This is a genomic window from Actinoplanes sp. ATCC 53533, assembly GCF_003947245.1.
Window position 1 is genome coordinate 13,999 of record NZ_QHHV01000094.1, and the last position, 16,802, is coordinate 30,800.

Annotated in this window: 18 protein-coding genes; 5 read left to right on the top strand and 13 right to left on the bottom strand. The window is 71.1% G+C overall.

Annotated features, from left to right (window positions below; genetic code table 11):
• Positions 1 to 97 precede the first annotated feature (97 nt).
• From DMB66_RS28605 to pdxH, 7 genes are all read right to left on the bottom strand, one after another.
• Positions 98 to 859, bottom strand: coding sequence for a DUF4230 domain-containing protein (locus tag DMB66_RS28605; protein WP_125807221.1), 762 nt, complete (start codon positions 857 to 859; stop codon positions 98 to 100).
• A gap of 61 nt (positions 860 to 920) precedes the next feature.
• Positions 921 to 2,093 carry an acyl-CoA dehydrogenase family protein gene (locus tag DMB66_RS28610; RefSeq protein WP_125807222.1) on the bottom strand — a complete coding sequence of 391 codons (1,173 nt, stop codon included), beginning with the start codon at positions 2,091 to 2,093 and terminating at the stop codon, positions 921 to 923.
• An 18-nt stretch (positions 2,094 to 2,111) separates the two neighbouring features.
• Complete coding sequence (locus DMB66_RS28615) at positions 2,112 to 2,408, bottom strand: type II toxin-antitoxin system VapB family antitoxin (RefSeq protein ID WP_125807223.1); 297 nt, start codon at positions 2,406 to 2,408, stop codon at positions 2,112 to 2,114.
• Positions 2,409 to 2,530: 122 nt separating this feature from the next.
• Complete coding sequence (locus DMB66_RS28620; RefSeq protein ID WP_125807224.1) at positions 2,531 to 3,181, bottom strand: nitroreductase family protein; 651 nt, start codon at positions 3,179 to 3,181, stop codon at positions 2,531 to 2,533.
• Between the two features lie 2 nt (positions 3,182 to 3,183).
• Positions 3,184 to 4,113 carry an aldose 1-epimerase family protein gene (locus DMB66_RS28625; protein ID WP_125807225.1) on the bottom strand — a complete coding sequence of 310 codons (930 nt, stop codon included), beginning with the start codon at positions 4,111 to 4,113 and terminating at the stop codon, positions 3,184 to 3,186.
• 10 nt (positions 4,114 to 4,123) lie between these two features.
• The gene (locus DMB66_RS28630; RefSeq protein ID WP_125807226.1) at positions 4,124 to 5,422 is read right to left on the bottom strand and encodes an MFS transporter; all 1,299 of its coding nucleotides are present in this window, start codon (positions 5,420 to 5,422) and stop codon (positions 4,124 to 4,126) included.
• Positions 5,419 to 6,045 (bottom strand): pyridoxamine 5'-phosphate oxidase, encoded by a 627-nt coding sequence (gene pdxH, locus DMB66_RS28635; protein ID WP_199752668.1) that lies wholly within the window; start codon positions 6,043 to 6,045, stop codon positions 5,419 to 5,421. The genes DMB66_RS28630 and pdxH overlap by 4 nt, the downstream gene beginning before the upstream one ends.
• A 205-nt stretch (positions 6,046 to 6,250) precedes the next feature.
• On the opposite strand from pdxH, the gene DMB66_RS28640 reads away from it, so the two are divergent.
• The 3 genes from DMB66_RS28640 to DMB66_RS28650 are packed head-to-tail and all read left to right on the top strand — an operon-like array spanning position 6,251 to position 9,832.
• Positions 6,251 to 7,357 (top strand): citrate synthase 2, encoded by a 1,107-nt coding sequence (locus tag DMB66_RS28640; protein ID WP_125807228.1) that lies wholly within the window; start codon positions 6,251 to 6,253, stop codon positions 7,355 to 7,357.
• A gap of 30 nt (positions 7,358 to 7,387) precedes the next feature.
• Positions 7,388 to 8,509: a phosphoserine transaminase gene (gene serC, locus DMB66_RS28645; RefSeq protein WP_125807229.1), complete on the top strand. Its 1,122-nt coding sequence runs from the start codon at positions 7,388 to 7,390 to the stop codon at positions 8,507 to 8,509.
• A 60-nt stretch (positions 8,510 to 8,569) separates the two neighbouring features.
• Entirely contained in the window at positions 8,570 to 9,832 is a 1,263-nt protein-coding gene (locus tag DMB66_RS28650; RefSeq protein ID WP_125807230.1) for a histidinol-phosphate transaminase, read from the top strand.
• A 37-nt stretch (positions 9,833 to 9,869) separates the two neighbouring features.
• On the opposite strand, the gene DMB66_RS28655 is transcribed toward DMB66_RS28650, so the two are convergent.
• Positions 9,870 to 10,331, bottom strand: coding sequence for a GNAT family N-acetyltransferase (locus tag DMB66_RS28655; RefSeq protein ID WP_158647394.1), 462 nt, complete (start codon positions 10,329 to 10,331; stop codon positions 9,870 to 9,872).
• A 219-nt stretch (positions 10,332 to 10,550) separates the two neighbouring features.
• Here DMB66_RS28655 and sepH point away from each other — a divergent pair, with 219 nt between their 5' ends.
• The gene (gene sepH, locus DMB66_RS28660; protein WP_125807232.1) at positions 10,551 to 11,633 is read left to right on the top strand and encodes a septation protein SepH; all 1,083 of its coding nucleotides are present in this window, start codon (positions 10,551 to 10,553) and stop codon (positions 11,631 to 11,633) included.
• Here the strand turns inward: sepH and thpR are convergent, their stop codons facing one another.
• The 3 genes from thpR to DMB66_RS28675 all read right to left on the bottom strand — a co-directional run bounded on the left by thpR (position 11,634) and on the right by DMB66_RS28675 (position 14,031).
• Positions 11,634 to 12,134, bottom strand: coding sequence for an RNA 2',3'-cyclic phosphodiesterase (gene thpR / locus DMB66_RS28665; protein WP_233624895.1), 501 nt, complete (start codon positions 12,132 to 12,134; stop codon positions 11,634 to 11,636). It abuts the gene before it with no gap.
• Positions 12,135 to 12,144: 10 nt separating this feature from the next.
• Positions 12,145 to 12,621, bottom strand: coding sequence for a hypothetical protein (locus tag DMB66_RS28670; protein WP_125807233.1), 477 nt, complete (start codon positions 12,619 to 12,621; stop codon positions 12,145 to 12,147).
• Between the two features lie 84 nt (positions 12,622 to 12,705).
• Positions 12,706 to 14,031 (bottom strand): MFS transporter, encoded by a 1,326-nt coding sequence (locus DMB66_RS28675; RefSeq protein ID WP_125807234.1) that lies wholly within the window; start codon positions 14,029 to 14,031, stop codon positions 12,706 to 12,708.
• 22 nt (positions 14,032 to 14,053) lie between these two features.
• On the opposite strand from DMB66_RS28675, the gene DMB66_RS28680 reads away from it, so the two are divergent.
• Positions 14,054 to 14,728, top strand: a complete 675-nt coding sequence (locus DMB66_RS28680) for a FadR/GntR family transcriptional regulator (protein ID WP_125807235.1) — start codon at positions 14,054 to 14,056, stop codon at positions 14,726 to 14,728.
• Positions 14,729 to 14,772: 44 nt separating this feature from the next.
• On the opposite strand, the gene DMB66_RS28685 is transcribed toward DMB66_RS28680, so the two are convergent.
• Complete coding sequence (locus DMB66_RS28685; protein WP_125807236.1) at positions 14,773 to 16,122, bottom strand: MFS transporter; 1,350 nt, start codon at positions 16,120 to 16,122, stop codon at positions 14,773 to 14,775.
• A 74-nt stretch (positions 16,123 to 16,196) separates the two neighbouring features.
• Positions 16,197 to 16,640 (bottom strand): MarR family winged helix-turn-helix transcriptional regulator, encoded by a 444-nt coding sequence (locus DMB66_RS28690; protein WP_125807239.1) that lies wholly within the window; start codon positions 16,638 to 16,640, stop codon positions 16,197 to 16,199.
• Positions 16,641 to 16,802: the final 162 nt, after the last annotated feature.

The following is a 16,802-nucleotide window of genomic DNA, read 5'->3' on the forward strand; positions in this document are numbered from 1 at the left end:
CCCCTCCCCTGCCGCGGGGAGGGGCGCCACTCTCGTGTCACGGGCTGGACTCTCGCGTCACGGGCTGGACTCTCGTGTCACGGGCTGGACTCTCGCGTCACGGGCTGGCGAAGGTGACCTTGACCGAGGTGTAGCCCAGGCTGGTGAGCAGCCCCGAGAGCATCTTCTCGGTGTTGTCGCGGGCGCGCTGATCCAGCCCGCTGCCGTTGGCCGCCTCGGTGATCCGCTGCTGGGCGAGCTGATAGACGCGCTGCTGCTGGTTGGGATCCTTGCTGAACGCGTCGCCGATGCGGTTGAGCAGCCCGCGCTCCTCCGCGACGACGTAGCTGCGCTCCATGTCGAGGGCGGCCTGGCCCTGCTGCGGGGCGGGCAGCTCGATCTCCACCGACTTGTCGGCATTGTTGACCTTGAGCGCGCCCTCGGCGAGGCTGCCGAAGTCGACATACTCCTCGACCGTGCCGGAGCCCACGAACAGCGTGCGCTTGTTGACCAGGAAGTCGGGGATGTTCTCCTTGTTTTCCTGGAGGTCGACGATGACCTGGAAGGTGCCGTCGGCGGCGACGTAGCGGCTCAGGTCGCGCATCGACTGCAGCAGCACCGGCTGGCTGCGGTCGGTCGTCTTGTCGGAGAACGGGTTGTCGAAGCTGGGCAGCACGTTGAGCGCGCGCAGGCCGAGGCACATGCCCACGATCAGCGCGAAGACCACGCCGGTGAAGATGATCACGCGAGCGAACCCGCCCAGGCCCGGCCGAGGCTCCTCGGCGGGATCTGCCGGCGCCGCGTCGGGGCGGGTCGTCACCTGGTCGTCGACCTCCGGATATTCCCGGGTCGGGTCGTCGATCTCATTCGAACTGGCCATCGATGCTCACCCCCTCCTTCTGCCGTCCACGGTACGGAAGGGGTACGACACTCGCATCCGGTCAGCCGGCGAAGGCGCTCAAACCCGTCAATTTCTGGCCGATGACCAGCTGGTGTATCTCCGAGGTGCCCTCGTACGTGAGCACACTTTCGAGGTTGTTGGCGTGCCTGAGCACCGGATACTCGCCGCTGATGCCGTTGGCGCCGAGGATCGTGCGGCACTGCCGGGCGATCTTGATGGCCTCCCGGACGTTGTTCAGCTTGCCGACGCTGACCTGCTCCGGTCGCAGCCCGACCGCGTCGTGCCGGCGGCCGAGGTGCAGCGCGAGCAGGTAGCCCTTCTGCAGCTCAACCGCCATGTCTGCCAACTTCGCCTGGGTGAGCTGGAAACCCGCGATCGGGCGGCCGAACTGCTCGCGGCTGCCCGCGTACGCGATCGCGGTCTCCAGGCAGTCGCGGGCCGCGCCCAGCGCGCCCCAGACGATGCCGAACCTGGCCTCGGTCAGGCAGGACAGCGGGGCCTTGAGGCCGCGCGCCGAGGGCAGCCGGGCCGACTCCGGCACCCGCACGTCGTCGAGGGTGATCTCGCCGGTGGCCGAGGCGCGCAGCGACAGCTTGAGCTTGACCTCGCGGGCGGAGAATCCCGCGGTGGAGGTGGGCACGGCGAAACCGGCCACTCCCTCCTCGGTGCGGGCCCAGATCACGGCCACGTCGGCGACCGGGGCGTTGGTGATCCACATCTTGCCGCCGGTGAGCACCCAGTCGTCGCCGTCGCGCCGGGCCCGGGTCGCCATGTTCGCCGGGTCGGAGCCGTGGTCCGGCTCGGTGAGACCGAAGCAGCCGATCAGCTCGCCCGCGGCCATGCCGGGCAGCCAGCGCTGCTTCTGCTCCTCGCTGCCGTACTTCCAGATGGCGTACATCGCCAGCGAGCCCTGCACGGAGACGAGCGAGCGCACCCCCGAGTCGGCGGCCTCCAGCTCCAGGCAGGCCAGCCCGTATGCGACGGCGGACGCGCCGGCGCAGCCGTAGCCGGTCAGGTGCATGCCGAGCAGGCCCAGCTTGCCGAATTCGAGCGAGAGATCGCGGACCGGCACCTCGCCGCGCTCGTACCAGTCGGCGACGTAGGGACGGACCCGGTCGTCGACGACGCGCCGGACGAGCGCGCGCATGTCGCGCTCCTCGTCGGTCAGCAGGGCGTCCAGGTCGAGCAGATCGAGCGGAGAGACGACGGCCATACCCATAAACTAGCGGTGTTAGTTGTCGATGACGAGCACTCTCGCGTGGATCTGGTTGCGCTGCTGCAGCGCGGCGCGCAGGGCGCGGTGCAGGCCGTCCTCCAGGTAGAGGCCGCCGTGCCACTCGACGACGTGCGGAAACAGGTCGCCGTAGAAGGTCGAATCCTCGGCGAGCAGCTTGTCCAGGGCCAGCTCACGCTTGGTCGTGATCAGGTCGGCCAGCCGGATCGGGCGGGGCGGGATCTCGGCCCATCTCTTGAGTGTCGTGTGATGGTCGGGGTACGGCGCTCCGTCCCGTACCGCTTTGAAGATCACGACGGCACGCTCCCCTCCGGTCACTCACGCATGTTCGGCCCGCCCGGCGGGCAGATCTGTCTGTCAGCCTAGCGAGCCGCCAGCCTAGCGACCGGTCCGCACCGCGGCGTCGTCACCCGTTGTCAGGCTTCGCTCGCGGACGGCGCACCGGTCGCGGTCCATCGGCCATGATGCACCACCTCGTCCACCGGGCGGTGCCCCCGGCGTAGTGACGGTGACCTCTTATCGGGCGCGGGATAGCCGACGGTCAGCGCGCCGACCGGCACAAACTCCTCCGGAACCCCGAATTCACCCCGAAACGCGCCGACCCGGTCGGCCGGCACGCCGAAGAACAGCGAGCCCAGCTCCTCGTTCACCGCGGTCAGGTGGATGAGCAGCGCGGCGAAGCCGGTGTCGATGTCCCAGTACGGCACCGGCCAGCGGCTCTCGTCCCGGTCGGTCCAGCCCTTGTCGGCCTGGGCGTAGCGGTCCAGGTAGACCGATTTGTTGGAGAGCGCCACGATGATCAACGGCGCCGAGCGCATCCGGTCCAGCCACGAGCCGGCCGCCGCCTGCTCGGCCGCCGAGTCACCCTGCGGCGCGGTGACCGACCAGTAGCGCTCACGGTCCGCCGCCTCGCTCAGCACGAGAAAGCCCCAGCCCTGGGAAAAACCGGCCGACGGCGCGCGCAGGGCATGCCGGATCAGCTTGTCGACGACTTCCGGCGGCACCGGCCGGTCCGGGTCGTACGTGCGGACCATCCGGCGCCGGCGCAGCACCTCGTCGAATTCCATGCTCAGGCCGCCGAGGGCCGAACGCCCCAGGACGCCCGCCAGGTCTGGCCCGGCTCCAGCACGAGCAGATCGCGGCCCGAGCGGAACGCGTCCGGCGGGCAGGTCATCGGCTCGATCGCCACCGACCGGCGGAACCGCTCGCCGTGCAGCGTGTCCCCGCTGAAGACCTGCCACCAGCGGAAACTCTCGTCGCCCCAGACCGTGACGGACCGGCCGCCGCCGGGCGCCGAGATGGTGACCGCGGAGCCGCCGTCCGCGGCGTATTCCAGGTCGCCGAACGTCGTGTCGAGCACCGCCTCGCCGATCCGCCGGGGCTCGGTGTAGTCGTACTCGGTGCCGGCCACCTTGACCGCGCCGATCGGCAGCAGCCGCGCGTCGGCCAGGACCCGGCTGCGGCCGGGCACGTGCAGCAGGATGTCGTCGACCGCGACGCCGGGCAACCGCAGGTAGGGGTGGACCGAGAAGCCCCAGGGCGCGTTCCGGTCGCTGTTGTTGACGACCTCCTGGTCGGAGCGCAGGCCGTCGGCGGAGACGCTCCACCTGGTCCGCAGGGTCAGCGACCACGGGTAGCCCATCTGCGGCGGCAGGTCGAACTCCACCGTCACCGCGTCGCTCGCCTGCTCGACGAGCTTCCAGCGGGACCAGTTGGTCAGCCCGTGGATCGCGTTGTGCCGGGCCGGCTCGGTCAGCGCCAGCTGGTAGGCCGTGTCCTCGAAGGTGTAGTGCCCGTCGCGGATCCGGTTGGGCCACGGCGCGAGGATCTGGCCGGCCGAGGCGGGTGAGATCTCGTCCGGCCCGAAGCCGTCCAGCACCTCGGCCTCGCCCGCGGAGTAGTGCCGCAGCACGCCGCCGACCTCCGCGATCACGGCCCGATGGCCATCGGCCTCGATAGCCCACTGCAGTCCAGATTTCGCCGCCACGACGTCAGTCATGCCGCTGACATTATCGGTTGGTCTCGGCGTCGGCGGGGGGACGGTAGCGAAGCAGGGCGGGGAAGGCCAGCGCGAGCCCGACGGCCAGCCCAGCGGCCGCGAAACCGCCACCCGCCCAGGAGGCGGTCGGGCCGGTGAGATCGGCGGTCGCACCGGCCCGCAGGTCGCCGAGCCGGGGGCCGCCCGCCACCACCACGGTGAAGACGCCCTGCAGCCGGCCGCGCAGCCGGTCGGGGGCGAAGGTCTGCAGGATCGACATCCGGTAGACGGCGCTGACCAGATCCGCGGCGCCGCCGACGGCGAGCAGCAGCACCATCAGCCAGAGCGAGTGCGCCAGGCCGGCCAGGCCGACCGCGATCCCCCAGCCCACGACGGCGACGACCAGCGCGGCACCCTGCCGCTTGATCCGGCCGATCCAGCCCGAGGTCAGGCCGCCGAGCATCGAGCCGATCGCGATGGCGGCGAAGAGCCAGCCGACCGCCCAACCGCCGCCGAAGCGCTCCTCGGCGATCTCCGGGAACAGCGCCCGCGGCATGGCCAGCACCATCGCGATGATGTCCACCGCGAAGGAGAGCAGCAGCACCGGCTGGGTGACCAGGAACCGCAGGCCGGCGGCGATACCCCGCAGGCCGGCGGTGGGCTTGGCGGTCACGCCGTCGTCCTGCACCGGCGGGATCGGCGGCAGCCGGAAGGTGGCCCAGAGCGAGACGGCGAACAGCAGCGCATCGACCCCGTACGCGATGGTCACGCCGGCGTCGGTCGACCAGGCGCCGAGGATCAGGCCCGCGGCCAGCGGGCCGAGCACGCCGCCGGCGGTGGTGGTCGTGTAGGACAGGGTGTTCGCCGCCGGTATCAGGCCGGCCGGCACGAGCCGCGGGATGATCGCCTGCCGGACCGGGGTGCTGATCGCGAAGCCGGCCGACTGCACGGCGGTGAGCGCCAGCAGCACCACCGGGCTGTGCAGGCCGAGCAGGGCCTGGGCCAGCAGGCCTACCGTCGCCAGCCAGGCCAGCGCGGAACTGGCCAGCAGCAGCTTGCGGCGGTCGACCACGTCGGCGACCGCGCCGCCCCACAACCCGAAGATCAGGAGCGGGACCAGGGCGGCGACCCCGAGCAGGCCCACCCAGGCGGACGAACCGGTGATCGCGTACATCTCCACCGGCACGGCCACCGCGGTGAACTGGTAGCCGAAGAACGAGACCCCGTTGCCGATCCACATCCGCCGGTAGGCGATCTCGCGCAGCGGCTGGACGTCGATGACCCAGCTCCTGCGCCGCTTCCCGACGGCCTCGGCCGGCTCTTGACTCACGGAGCGAGCCGCTCGACGATCCAACCGACGGCCGTACGGCGGAAGCGCAGCCGGTCGTGCAGCCGGTTGCCGCGGCCCTGCCAGAACTCGACCGTCTCGGGGATCACCCGCAGCCCGCCCCAGTGCGGCGGGGGCGGAACCGGGCCCTCGGTGCCGAAGCGCTCGACCGCGGCGGCCAGCCCGGCCTCGACGGCGGCCCGGTCGGGCAGCACCTGGCTCTGCGGGCTGGCCCAGGCGCCGAGCTGCGAGCCGCGCGGGCGGGTCGCGAAATATTCCTCGGTCTCGGCCCGGTCCACCTGCTCGACCGCGCCGGCCACCAGCACCTGCCGCTGCACGGCGAACCACGGGAAGACCAGGCTCGCCGCCGGGTTGGCCAGCGCCTCCGTGCCCTTGCGGGAGGTGTAGTTGGTGAAGAAGACGAAACCGCGCTCGTCGTAGCCCTTGAGCAGCACCGTGCGCGCGCTGGGCCGGGCACCGGCGTCGGCCGTGGCGACGATCATGGCGTTCGGCTCGGGCAGCCCGGCCGCGCTCGCCTCGGCGAACCAGCGGGCGAACTGGCTGGTCCAGTCGCCGGCCAGGTCGGCCTCGAGCAGTGCGCCCCGCTCGGTGTAGTCGTGCCGCATGCCGGCGGGCGACGGAGGCTCCGGGGTCACACGCTCTCCCTTGGCTGAGATTGACCAAACGAACCTAAGTCCCGGACGGGGGCCCGTCCCCTCGGCGAGGATAGGTGTCGCCGACAGCACATATCCGCGGGTCGACCACCGGTCACCCAGCGGGCAAGATGAAACACCCACGGCTTAAGTCCAGCCGGGAGCCAGGAGGCGCATCGTGTCCGATTTCAAGCCGGGCCTGGAAGGCGTGATCGCCTTCGAGACCGAGATCGCCGAGCCCGACAAGGCAGGCGGCGCGCTGCGCTACCGAGGCGTCGACATCGAGGACCTGATCGGTCAGGTCTCGTTCGGCAACGTCTGGGCGCTGCTGGTCGACGGGCGGTTCGGGCCCGGGCTCCCGCCGGCCGAGCCCTTCCCGGTGCCGGTGCACTCCGGCGACATCCGCGTCGACGTGCAGTCCGCGGTCGCCATGCTCGCGCCGTACTGGGGGCTCGGCCAGCTCCTCGACATCGGCGACGAGCAGGTCCGCACCGACCTGGCCCGGGTCTCGGTGACCGCCCTGTCGTTCGTCGCGCAGGCCGCCCGCGGGCTGGGCCTGCCGGCCGTGCCACAGAAGGACATCGACAAGGCCCAGACGATCGTCGAGCGCTTCATGAAGCGCTGGCGCGGCGAGCCCGACCCGCGGCACGTCAAGGCCGTCGACGCCTATTTCATCTCGGCGGCCGAGCACGGCCTGAACGCCTCCACCTTCACCGCCCGGATCGTCGCCTCCACCGGCGCGGACGCCGCCGCCTGCATCTCCTCGGGCATCGGCGCGCTCTCCGGGCCGCTGCACGGCGGCGCGCCGTCCCGGGTGCTGCACATGATCGAGGCTGTCGAGCGCGGCGGCGACGCGGAGGGCTACGTCAAGGGCGTGCTCGACCGCGGCGAGCGGCTGATGGGCTTCGGTCACCGCGTCTACCGCGCCGAGGACCCGCGCGCCCGCGTGCTGCGGCGCACGGCCAAGGAGCTGGGCGCGCCCCGCTTCGAGGTCGCCGAGGCGTTGGAAAAGGCCGCCCTGGCCGAGCTGCACGCCCGCAAGCCGGACAGAGTGCTGGCCACGAACGTGGAGTTCTGGTCGGCGGTCGTGCTCGACTTCGCCGAGGTGCCCTCGCACATGTTCACCTCGATGTTCACCTGCGCCCGGGTGGCGGGCTGGAGCGCGCACATCCTCGAGCAGAAGAGGCTCGGCCGCATCGTACGCCCGAGCGCCCGCTACATCGGACCCGAGCCGCGCAAGCCCCAGGACGTCGAGGGTTGGGACGCGGTGCCGCATAATCTGTAACGGCTGATCAACCCCCTGGAAGGACCCCCTGTGGCTGACCCGATCCGGATTCCCGACGACCTCAAGCCCGTCGACGGGCGGTTCGGCTCCGGGCCGAGCAAGGTCCGTCCGGAGGGTGTCGAAGCGCTGTCCCGGGTGGCGACGACCCTCATGGGCACGTCGCACCGGCAGCGCCCGGTGAAGGACCAGGTGGCCCGGCTGCGCGCCGGCATCGCCGAGTTCTTCTCCGCGCCCGACGGCTACGAGGTGATCATCTCCAACGGCGGCACCAGCGCGTTCTGGGAGACGGCGGCGTTCGGGCTGATCCGCGACAAGGCCCAGTTCGCCGAGTTCGGCGAGTTCGGCGCCAAGTTCGTCAAGGCGGTCCGGGACGCGCCGTTCCTCGCCGAGCCGACCGTGCACAAGGCGCCGGGCGGCAGCGCGGCCTACCTGACCGCCGAGGCGGGGGTGGACGCCTATGCCAGCGTGCACAACGAGACCTCCACCGGCGTGGCCGTGCCGGTGCGGCGGGTGGCCGGCGCCGACCCCGGCGCGCTGCTGCTGACCGACGCCACCTCGGGCGGCGGCAGCCTGGAGGTCGACCTGACCCAGACCGACGTCTACTACCTGGCCCCGCAGAAGGCGTTCGGTTCGGACGGCGGCCTGTGGATCGCCCTGATGTCACCGGCCGCGATCGAGCGCGCGCACGAGATCAAGGCGTCGGGACGCTACATCCCGCAGTTCCTGGATCTGGTCACGGCGATCGAGCAGTCCCGGCTGGAGCAGACCTATAACACCCCGGCCCTGGCGACGGTGTTCCTGGCGGCCGAGCAGGTCGACTGGATGAACGCACAGGGCGGCCTGGGCTGGGCGGCCAAGCGCAGCGCCGAGAGCGCCGCGGCGATCTACGGCTGGGCGGAGCGCTCGGCGGTGGCGAGCCCGTTCGTCACCGATCCGGCGCTGCGGTCGCAGGCGGTGGCGACAATCGACTTCGCCGACAGCGTCGACGCGGCCGCGATCGCGAAGGTGCTCCGGGCGAACGGCATCGTCGACACGGAGCCGTACCGCAAGCTGGGCCGCAACCAGCTCCGGGTCGCGCTGTATCCGACGGTCGATCCGGCCGACGTCGAGGCGCTGACGCGGTGCATTGATTACGTCATCCATAAGTGCTGAACGATCCCGCGACGTCGCCCGTACTGACCGGCGGCACTGTCGCTGGACTCGGGAGGCACGATGGGACGGACAGGTATCGACACCTCGATCCTGCACAAGGGCGCTCACAGCGCTTCTTACTTCGATCTCTCTCGCAACATGAAAGACGGCGCTGAGATCGTCGACTTCTGCATCCCGTGTAACCCGTACTTCCCCACCCCGGAGATGTTCGACGAGCTCTCCCGGGACCTGAAGAACATCCTGAAGTACTACCCGAGCGACTCGGCCAGCATCACCAACAAGCTGTCCAGCGTGCTGGGCCTGCACCCGCAGACCGTGGCGATGGCGAACGGGTCCACCGAGCTGATCACCTGGATCGACCACCTCCTGATCAAGGAGAGCATCGCGATCCCGATCCCGACGTTCGGCCGGTGGACCGACCAGCCGCTGGAGACCGGCAAGCGGGTCGACATGTTCCCGCTGCAGGAGCGCGACGGCTTCCGGCTCAACCTGGACGACTACGTGCGGTTCATCCGCGACCGCGGCTCCCGGGTCGCGGTCGTCTGCAACGTGAACAATCCGGACGGCTGCTACCTGCCCCGCCGCGACGTCATCCGCTTCATGGACGCGCTCGGCGACCTCGACCTGGTGGTCGTCGACGAGTCGTTCATCGACTTCTCGGACGCCGAGCAATATCCGTCGGTCGGCCCGGACGCGGTGATCCGGCCGAACACGGTCGTCCTGAAGAGCCTGGGCAAGAACTTCGGCCTGCACGGCATCCGCTTCGGTTACCTGATGGCCAACCCGGGAATCGCCGGCAAGATCGCCAAGGCGCTGCCGAAGTGGAACCTGAACTCGCTGGCCGAGAAGGTCGTCTACATGATCGAGGACCACCACGACGACTACGAGGACAGCCTGCGCCTGCTCAGCCGCGACCGCCGCTCGATGGGCGCCGAGCTGGGCCGCATCCCCGGGCTGACCGTCTTCCCGTCGCAGGGCAACTTCTTCCTGGTCAAGCTGCCGACCGAGTGGTCCGGGGTGGCGCTGCGCGACTTCCTGGTCGCCAACCACGGCATCTACACCCGCGAGTGCGGCAACAAGCTGGGCATGACCAGCCAGTTCATGCGCCTGGTGGTGCGCCCGGCCCGCGACGTCGACCGGCTCATCGACGGCATGCTCGACTACGGCCGCCAGTTCCGCAGCGGCCGGACCATGTACGAGGAGGACCCGCTGGAGCCGGCCCGCCGCTGGGCCAGCACAGTGGACGAGGAGCCGGACAACCTGATCCAGTATCCGACCCACCGCACCACCGAGTACGCCGGCCGCCGGGCCGCGAACGGTTAGCGGTTGTCTGGCGAAACCTGGGCCTCGGCGCAGGCCGTCATGATCCGCCAGACACCCCCTGGTGCCGCACCGAGCGGACCATGACGAGTTCGCCGTCGTCGAGTTCGCCGGTCTCGACGAAGCCCGCGGAGCGGTAGAGGCCGCGGGCTTTCTCGTTGGACGCCACGACGCTCAGCCGGACCCGGTCGACCGCGTGCTCGCGGGCGATCCAGTCGACGGCCGCCTCCAGCGCCTGCCGCCCGAGCCCGCGCCCCTGGAACTCATGGGCGATCATCAGCCGCACGATGCAGTGCCCCTCGGCGGGCTTATCCTTGTCGATGGGGTGAAAGAGCACAAAGCCGACGAGTTCGTCGCCGGCATAGACCGCCCGCGGCTCCGCCTCCGGATAAATGTGGGTCTCGGCGATGCCCAACACGTTCGGCGCGACAAAACCCGACTGCTCCGGCCGGACTTCCAGCTTGATGACGGCCCGGAAGTTCTCCGCGGTGATCGGACGCAAATCGACTGTCATGTCGCCTTTCTAGGCCCGCCCCGCGCACCGCGCAACGTCTTATCGGTACCCGGATCTTGAAGATCATCTCTGCAGGTCAATGACTTTGACGGCGTGGCTTACCCCCATCGGGTGACCTGGGCGCGTACCGTGTTCCGAAACGCGCCCGGGTGGCTGACTCTCGGGGGCGCAGGCCAGACAAAGGCGAGCACGGGACGGAGGCAACGCATGCGGCCGGTACGCTTCGTGGCCCTCTCCGAAGACGGTCAGGCCCTGGTGCTCGCCGATGAGGTCGGCAGACTCCTGGCACTCCCGATCGACGACCGGATCAGCGGTGCGCTGCAGTCCGACGGCACGCCACACCCGATCGGCACGGCCGTCGCGGTGGCGAACGCCGAGGTGATGGCTTCACTGTCGCCACGCGACATCCAGGCCCGGATCCGCTCCGGCGAGTCCGCCGAGGACGTCGCCCGGGTGGCCGGCGTCCCGGTCGACCGCGTGCTGCGCTACGCGGGTCCGGTGCTGCAGGAGCGGGCCATGCTGGCCCAGCACGCGCGCCGCACCCGTCTGAAGACCTCCGACTCCGGCGCCCCGCTGGCCGAGGTCGTGGACGGCCGGCTCGCCCAGCACGGCATCGACACCGAAAAGATCTCCTGGGACGCGTTCCGCCGCGAGGACGGCACCTGGCGCATCATCGCCACGTGGCCGTCTGGCAAGGCGACCGCCCAGGCGATGTGGGATCTCGACAAGGGCCGCCAGGTGGTGGCGCCGCACGACGACATGGCGCAATATCTGTGCGCCGAGCGCCCGACGCAGATCCTCGGCCAGGAGCCGGTGCCCGAGCGCACGCCGCACGAGCGCGGCGGCCACGGCCTGCCCGGTCCGTCGAGGATCAGCGAGCCCGCCCGCGGCGGCCGTGGCCTGCCCGCGGCCGACGCGCCCCGGCAGACCCGCGACCCGATCCGGGCCGGCCGCGACGCCCTACTGGCCTCGCTGGACAGGCCGCTGAGCGGTCCGGGCTCGGGCCGCGGCCTGGAGCCGGCCGCGCAGGAGTCCCGCCGGCCGGTGGCCGGCGGCGCGGCAGCACTGCTCGGTGGCGGCGCGGGTTCCGCCTTCGACGACGACGCCGACCTGCCCAAGGAGGTCCCGGCGGTGCCGAGCCTCGCGGTGCTGCGCCCCCGCCGCACGGTGGGCCAGTCCCAGGGCGGCGACTCCACCGACTCCGAGGAGACGACCAAGCCCCGCAAGCGCCTGCCGAGCTGGGACGACGTCCTGTTCGGCGGCGGTCCGGCGGCGCGCGAAAGCTCCTGATCACCAGCTTCTCAGCGTGGTGTAGCCCGCGCCCGGATCACTCCGGACGAGCGCCAGCTCGCCCAGCGACCAGGACGGCCCCGCATAACCGTCCAGCGCCGCCCGCACCTCGATGTCGTCCGCGTAGGCCACGGTGAGGTGCGGCGTGAAGGGCCGCCCGTCGTACGGCAGATCGGCGGCCCGCAACCGCTCACGCACGTCCGCGTGCAGCTCCCCCAGCTCCCCGTCGACGCCGGCCCACAGGGCGGCCGACCGGCCCTGACCGAACCGTCCGCCGCCGCGCAACCGCAGCGCGGTCCCCTTCGGCACGGAGACCGCGCCGAGCACCCGCTCGACCTCGGGCAGCCTGCCCGCCGGGACCTCACCGATGAACGCCAGCGTGACGTGCCAGCGGTCGATCGGCGTCAGTCGCACGCGGGCCGGCCGTCGGGTCCCGAGCAGACGGCGACGCAGATCCCAGCACACATCATCAGGCGGGAAGACCGCCGCGAAGAGCCGCACGGTCGCGATTCTAGGAGGCTCGCAGCCGGAGACCCGCGGCGTGCAGCAGCCCCTCGACCCGGACCCGTTCGATCTCGCGGTCCATCCCGTCGAGGTGGGCGAGATGCTCGATGAACCCGAGGGACCGGCTGGCCAGCGCCAGCCGCTGGTCATACGCCCGGTGCACCGCGGCGAGCCAGACGACCGACTCGGTGGTGGGCGCGCTGCGCCGCTGCTTGTCGAGCCGGCGCAACTCGGCCACCAGCTCGTCGATGCTCAGCTCCGGGTCGGGCAGGCACGGCTCCAGCTCACCGGTGGTGAATCCACGCTCGAGGCAGAGCAGGGCATGGGTCTCCTGCCGCCCCCGCCGGCCCCAGAACCGGCGGGCGACCACCTCGTCCGCACAGACGACCACCTCGTCCGCACAGACGACAACCGCGACCGCGCACGGCAGACACAGCAACGCGAGCAGCGCCACCGCGAGCACGGCTATGTGCGTGATTGCCACGTTCTGACGCTAAGGCCTGCCCTACGGGAACGGAGAGGGCCGTTCGGATGACTCGGTCTGCCATACATATCCACAGGTTTGTCCTCAGCCGATCTGCCGGTCTCGGCCGGCCAGCACCCCGGCCACCATCTGCGGCACCATCAGCACCGCCAGCAAGGCCAGCGGAATCCGCCAGCTGCCGGTGTGCTCGTAGAGCACGCCGACCACGATGGGCCCGGGAACCGACAGCAGATATCCGCTGCTCTGTGCGAAAGCGGACAACCGGGCCACCGTCGCCGCGTCCCGGCCACGCAACGCGATCATGGTCAGGACCAGCGGGAACGAGCAGTTGCCCACGCCGAGCAGGACGACCCACAACCAGGGGGCGGCGGCCGGATCAACCCAGAGGCCGAGATAGCCGCCCAGGCCGAAGAGCCCGATCAGGACGGCGACACCGCTCTGCCGCGGCAACCGGCCGGCCAGGGCCGAAAGAGCAAAAGACAGCGGTACGCCGAGCAGGGCGGTGACGGCGAAAAGCAAACCGGCGGTACGCGCGGACAGCCCGGCGTCCCGAAAGATCTGCGGCAACCAGCCCATGATCACGTACGCGGCGGTCGACTGCAGCCCGAAGTAGACGGCCAGCGCCCAGGCGATCGGCTGCCGCCGCAGTCGCAGCCCCACGCGCGCCGCCCCCGCTCCCTGCCCACCCGGGCCGCTCTTCTCGGCGGCGCGGTCAAGGCTGGCCACCGCAGCGCGGTCAGGACCAGCCGCGGCGGCAACATCAGGGCTGGACTCGGCGGCAACGTCAGGGCTGGACGCGGCGGGCGTCGGCTGCGTGGTGCGGTCGCGGGCCAGCAGGATCCAGGTCGGCAGGGCGGCCGCCGCGACCACGGCCCATACGCCCAGACCGAGCCGCCAGTCGCCGCCGAAGGCACCGGCGGTCAGCGGCACCGTGACAGCCGCAGCGGTGGAGGCTCCGAGGTTGAGCGCCACCGAGTAAAGGCCGGTCATCGCGCCCACCCGAGTCGGGAAGCGCTGCTTGACCACCACCGGGAGCAGCACGTTCGCCAGCGCGATGCCGGCCAGCGCCAGCGCGGTGAGCGCGATGAACGATCCGGTGCCCCCGGCGAAGGGCCGCACGGCCAGGCCGAGCGCGAGCGCCGCGGTGCCGAGCGCGATCACGCCCCCGGTCCCCCAGCGGCGGGCCAGCAGCGGCGCGAGGGAGCCGACCAGCGCGAAACAGACCGCGGGCACCGACGTGAGCAGTCCGGCGACGGCGGCGCTCATGCCGAGGCTGGCCCGCACCTCCTCCAGCACCGGCCCGAGGCTGGTGACGGCGGGCCGCAGGTTGATGGCGACCAGCACCAGCCCGACCACGGCGAGGGGACGAAGCTTCGCGGCGGTGCGCGGCCGGGTGCTGGTGTTCGCCATGACCCCATCATAGAATCATGGGATGAATCTGAGTCCAGTCTCGCGGGGTACGACTCTCTCCGACCGGGTGATCGCGCGCCTGCGCCAGCAGATCACCTCGGGCGCCTGGCCGGTCGGCTCCCGCATCCCGACGGAGCCGGAGCTCGTCGCCCAGCTCGGCGTCGCCCGCAACACCGTCCGCGAGGCGGTCCGGGCGCTGGCGCACAACGGCCTGCTGGACATCCGGCAGGGCTCGGGCACCTGGGTGGTCGCCACCAGCGAGCTGGCCGGGGTGATGCAGCGCCGGTTCGCCGCCGCCGCGCCGGAGCACGTAACCGAGCTGCGCGGCACCCTGGAGGCGGCGGCGGCCGGCTTCGCGGCCCGGCGCCGCACCCCGGAAGACCTGGTCCGGCTCGACGACCTGCTGGCCCAGCGCGAGCAGGCCTGGGCGACCGGCGACCGGGACGCCTTCGTCGACGCCGACTCGGCGTTCCACCTGGCGGTGGTCGCGGCCTCGCACAACGAGGTGCTGATCGAGCTGTACGCCGACCTCGGCCAGGTCATCCGCGACTCCCTGCGGGACCACTTCGGCCCCCGGCTCAGCCCGGAGGAATACCTCGACCACGCTCGCCTGCTCGCCGCGATCCGCGCCGAGGACCCGGCCACCGCCACCGCCGAGGCGGCCGCATACACGGCAAACTGCGAACCCGCGACCTGACCACCCGCCCGACTCACCGACCCGGGCCACTCAGGCGCCGCCGCTCAGGCGGCGACCGCGGGGACCGGATCGATCGGTGCCGGCTGCGGCTGCTGCTGCGGCTCGACGATCTCCTCGTCCGGCGCCGTGCGGACCAGCGTCAGCCCCGGCCGGGAGCCACCGTGCAAGGAGAACCGGTCCCCGCTGGTGCGCAGCTGCCAGATCAGCGCCGCCACCCCTGCGACCAGGCAGAACAGTCCGGCCGCCCAGATGCTCGACGGGACCCCGAAGCGCTCGCCCCACCAGCCCGCCAACGACGCCCCGATCGGTGTCGTGCCCAGGAAGACCAGCACGTACAGGGCCATCACGCGGCCACGATAGGCCGAGTGCACACCCATCTGCACCCGGTGGTTCGCCGCCTGGGCCAGGTAGATCGAGAAGAACCCGGTCGGCACCAGCAGGAGCATCGCCACGATGAAGTTGGGGGCGAAGCCGACCGCCACCTCGAAGACCGCGAAGGCCAGCGCCGCGCCCAGGACGACGTACACCCCGGGCCTGCTGCGGCGGCCGCTGCCGGCCAGGGCACCGCCCAGCGCGCCCACCGCCAGGGCCGTGGTCAGCAGGCCGAAGGACGACGGGCCGGCGTGGAAGTTGATTTTGGCCAGCGCGGCCAGGGTGACCGGGAAGTTGAAGCCGATCATGCCGACCGCGGCCATCAGGGCGATCGGGAGCAGCAGGTCGTGCCGCTTCCACACGTACCGCAGGCCGTCGGCGATGCGGGTGTCGTCGGCGGACGGGCGGGCGGAGGAGCGGTGCAGCTCCAGCGGGCGCATGGCCAGGTAGCTGAAGATCGGCGCGACGGCGAGCGCGGTGGCGATCAGGAAGACCGGTCCGGTGTCGAACAGCGCCAGGGCCACGCCGGCCAGCGCCGGGCCGCCGATCCGGGCCGTGTTGAACGTCGCCGCCGACAGGGCTAGGGCGTTGGGCAGCAGCGGCAGCTCGACCAGTTCCGAGACGAAGGCCTGGCGCACGGGGGTCTCGATGGCGTTGGCGACGCCGAGCAGCGAGGCGAAGAGGAACACGTGCCAGAGCACGACCACGCCGCTGGCCACAAGGATCGCGAACAGGATCGCGGTGACCGCGAAGGTAGCGTTCGCGCTGATCAGCAGCTTGCGCTTGTCGAAGCGGTCGGCGAGCTTGCCCGCCCACAACGTCAGCAGCAGGACGGGCAGGAACTGCAGGGCGGTCACGATGCCAAGCGCGCCGGGTGAGTTGTTCGACAGGTCGAGGACCAGCCAGTCCTGCGCGGTGAACATCATCCACACGCCGACCAGCTTGACCAGCTGGCCGATCGAGAACAGCCGGTAGTTACGAACCTGCAGGGACCGGAATGTCGTGCTCAGCACTGCCCGCACTCGGGTTGCGCCTCCTCATCAGCCGTACGCGTCATCACCGTGTGTGACGGAACGACCGTGAGCTGCGAGACTGCTCAGTTGCGGGCGACCTGCCTCAGGATCTGCGCGGCCCGCTCCAGCGTGTCGCGTTCCTCCGGGGTGAGCTCGGCCAGTTGCAGCGCGAGCCACTCGTTGCGCGCCTTCTCGAACTGGGCGTAGACCGCCCGGCCCTCCTCGGTCGCGGCCAGGATCACCTGGCGGCGGTCGGTCGGGTGGGGCGTACGCGCGACCAGCCCGCGATCCTCCAACTTGCCGACGATCTTGGTCATCGTCGGCGGCTGCACCCGCTCGGTGTCCGCCAGCTCCCGTGGGGTCAGCGCACCGGCCAGTTGCAGGCTGGTCAGCGCCGAGAGCTGACTGAACGTGAGATCGCCGACCGCACGGGCCTGACGCAACCGCCGATTGAGCCGCATGATCGCTTCGCGCACCGAAATGGCCAGTTGCTCGGCTGTTGCCCGCTCCGCCACCGACCGCTCCATCACGTTTCTTAGCCTAGCTAATGAGCTTGGCTAACGACATCGAATACGGCTATGACCGTAGTCACCGGGCACGCTAGCGCACCCGGCGACCACCCCGATCACCGCAGGCAGCAGCTCACAACAGAACAGACTCCAGCGGGCCCCGCAGGAAGTACAGGACGA

Bases quoted from the DNA above. Each gene is read 5' to 3' on its own strand.
- DMB66_RS28620 (WP_125807224.1), bottom strand. From the start codon at position 3,181: ATGGAATTCGACGAGGTGCTGCGCCGGCGCCGGATGGTCCGCACGTAC.
- DMB66_RS28675 (WP_125807234.1), bottom strand. From the start codon at position 14,031: ATGGCGAACACCAGCACCCGGCCGCGCACCGCCGCGAAGCTTCGTCCC.
- DMB66_RS28605 (WP_125807221.1), bottom strand. From the start codon at position 859: ATGGCCAGTTCGAATGAGATCGACGACCCGACCCGGGAATATCCGGAG.
- pdxH (WP_199752668.1), bottom strand. From the start codon at position 6,045: ATGCGGCACGACTACACCGAGCGGGGCGCACTGCTCGAGGCCGACCTG.
- DMB66_RS28625 (WP_125807225.1), bottom strand. From the start codon at position 4,113: ATGACTGACGTCGTGGCGGCGAAATCTGGACTGCAGTGGGCTATCGAG.
- sepH (WP_125807232.1), top strand. From the start codon at position 10,551: ATGCGGCCGGTACGCTTCGTGGCCCTCTCCGAAGACGGTCAGGCCCTG.
- DMB66_RS28610 (WP_125807222.1), bottom strand. From the start codon at position 2,093: ATGGCCGTCGTCTCTCCGCTCGATCTGCTCGACCTGGACGCCCTGCTG.
- DMB66_RS28650 (WP_125807230.1), top strand. From the start codon at position 8,570: ATGGGACGGACAGGTATCGACACCTCGATCCTGCACAAGGGCGCTCAC.
- DMB66_RS28690 (WP_125807239.1), bottom strand. From the start codon at position 16,640: ATGGAGCGGTCGGTGGCGGAGCGGGCAACAGCCGAGCAACTGGCCATT.
- DMB66_RS28680 (WP_125807235.1), top strand. From the start codon at position 14,054: ATGAATCTGAGTCCAGTCTCGCGGGGTACGACTCTCTCCGACCGGGTG.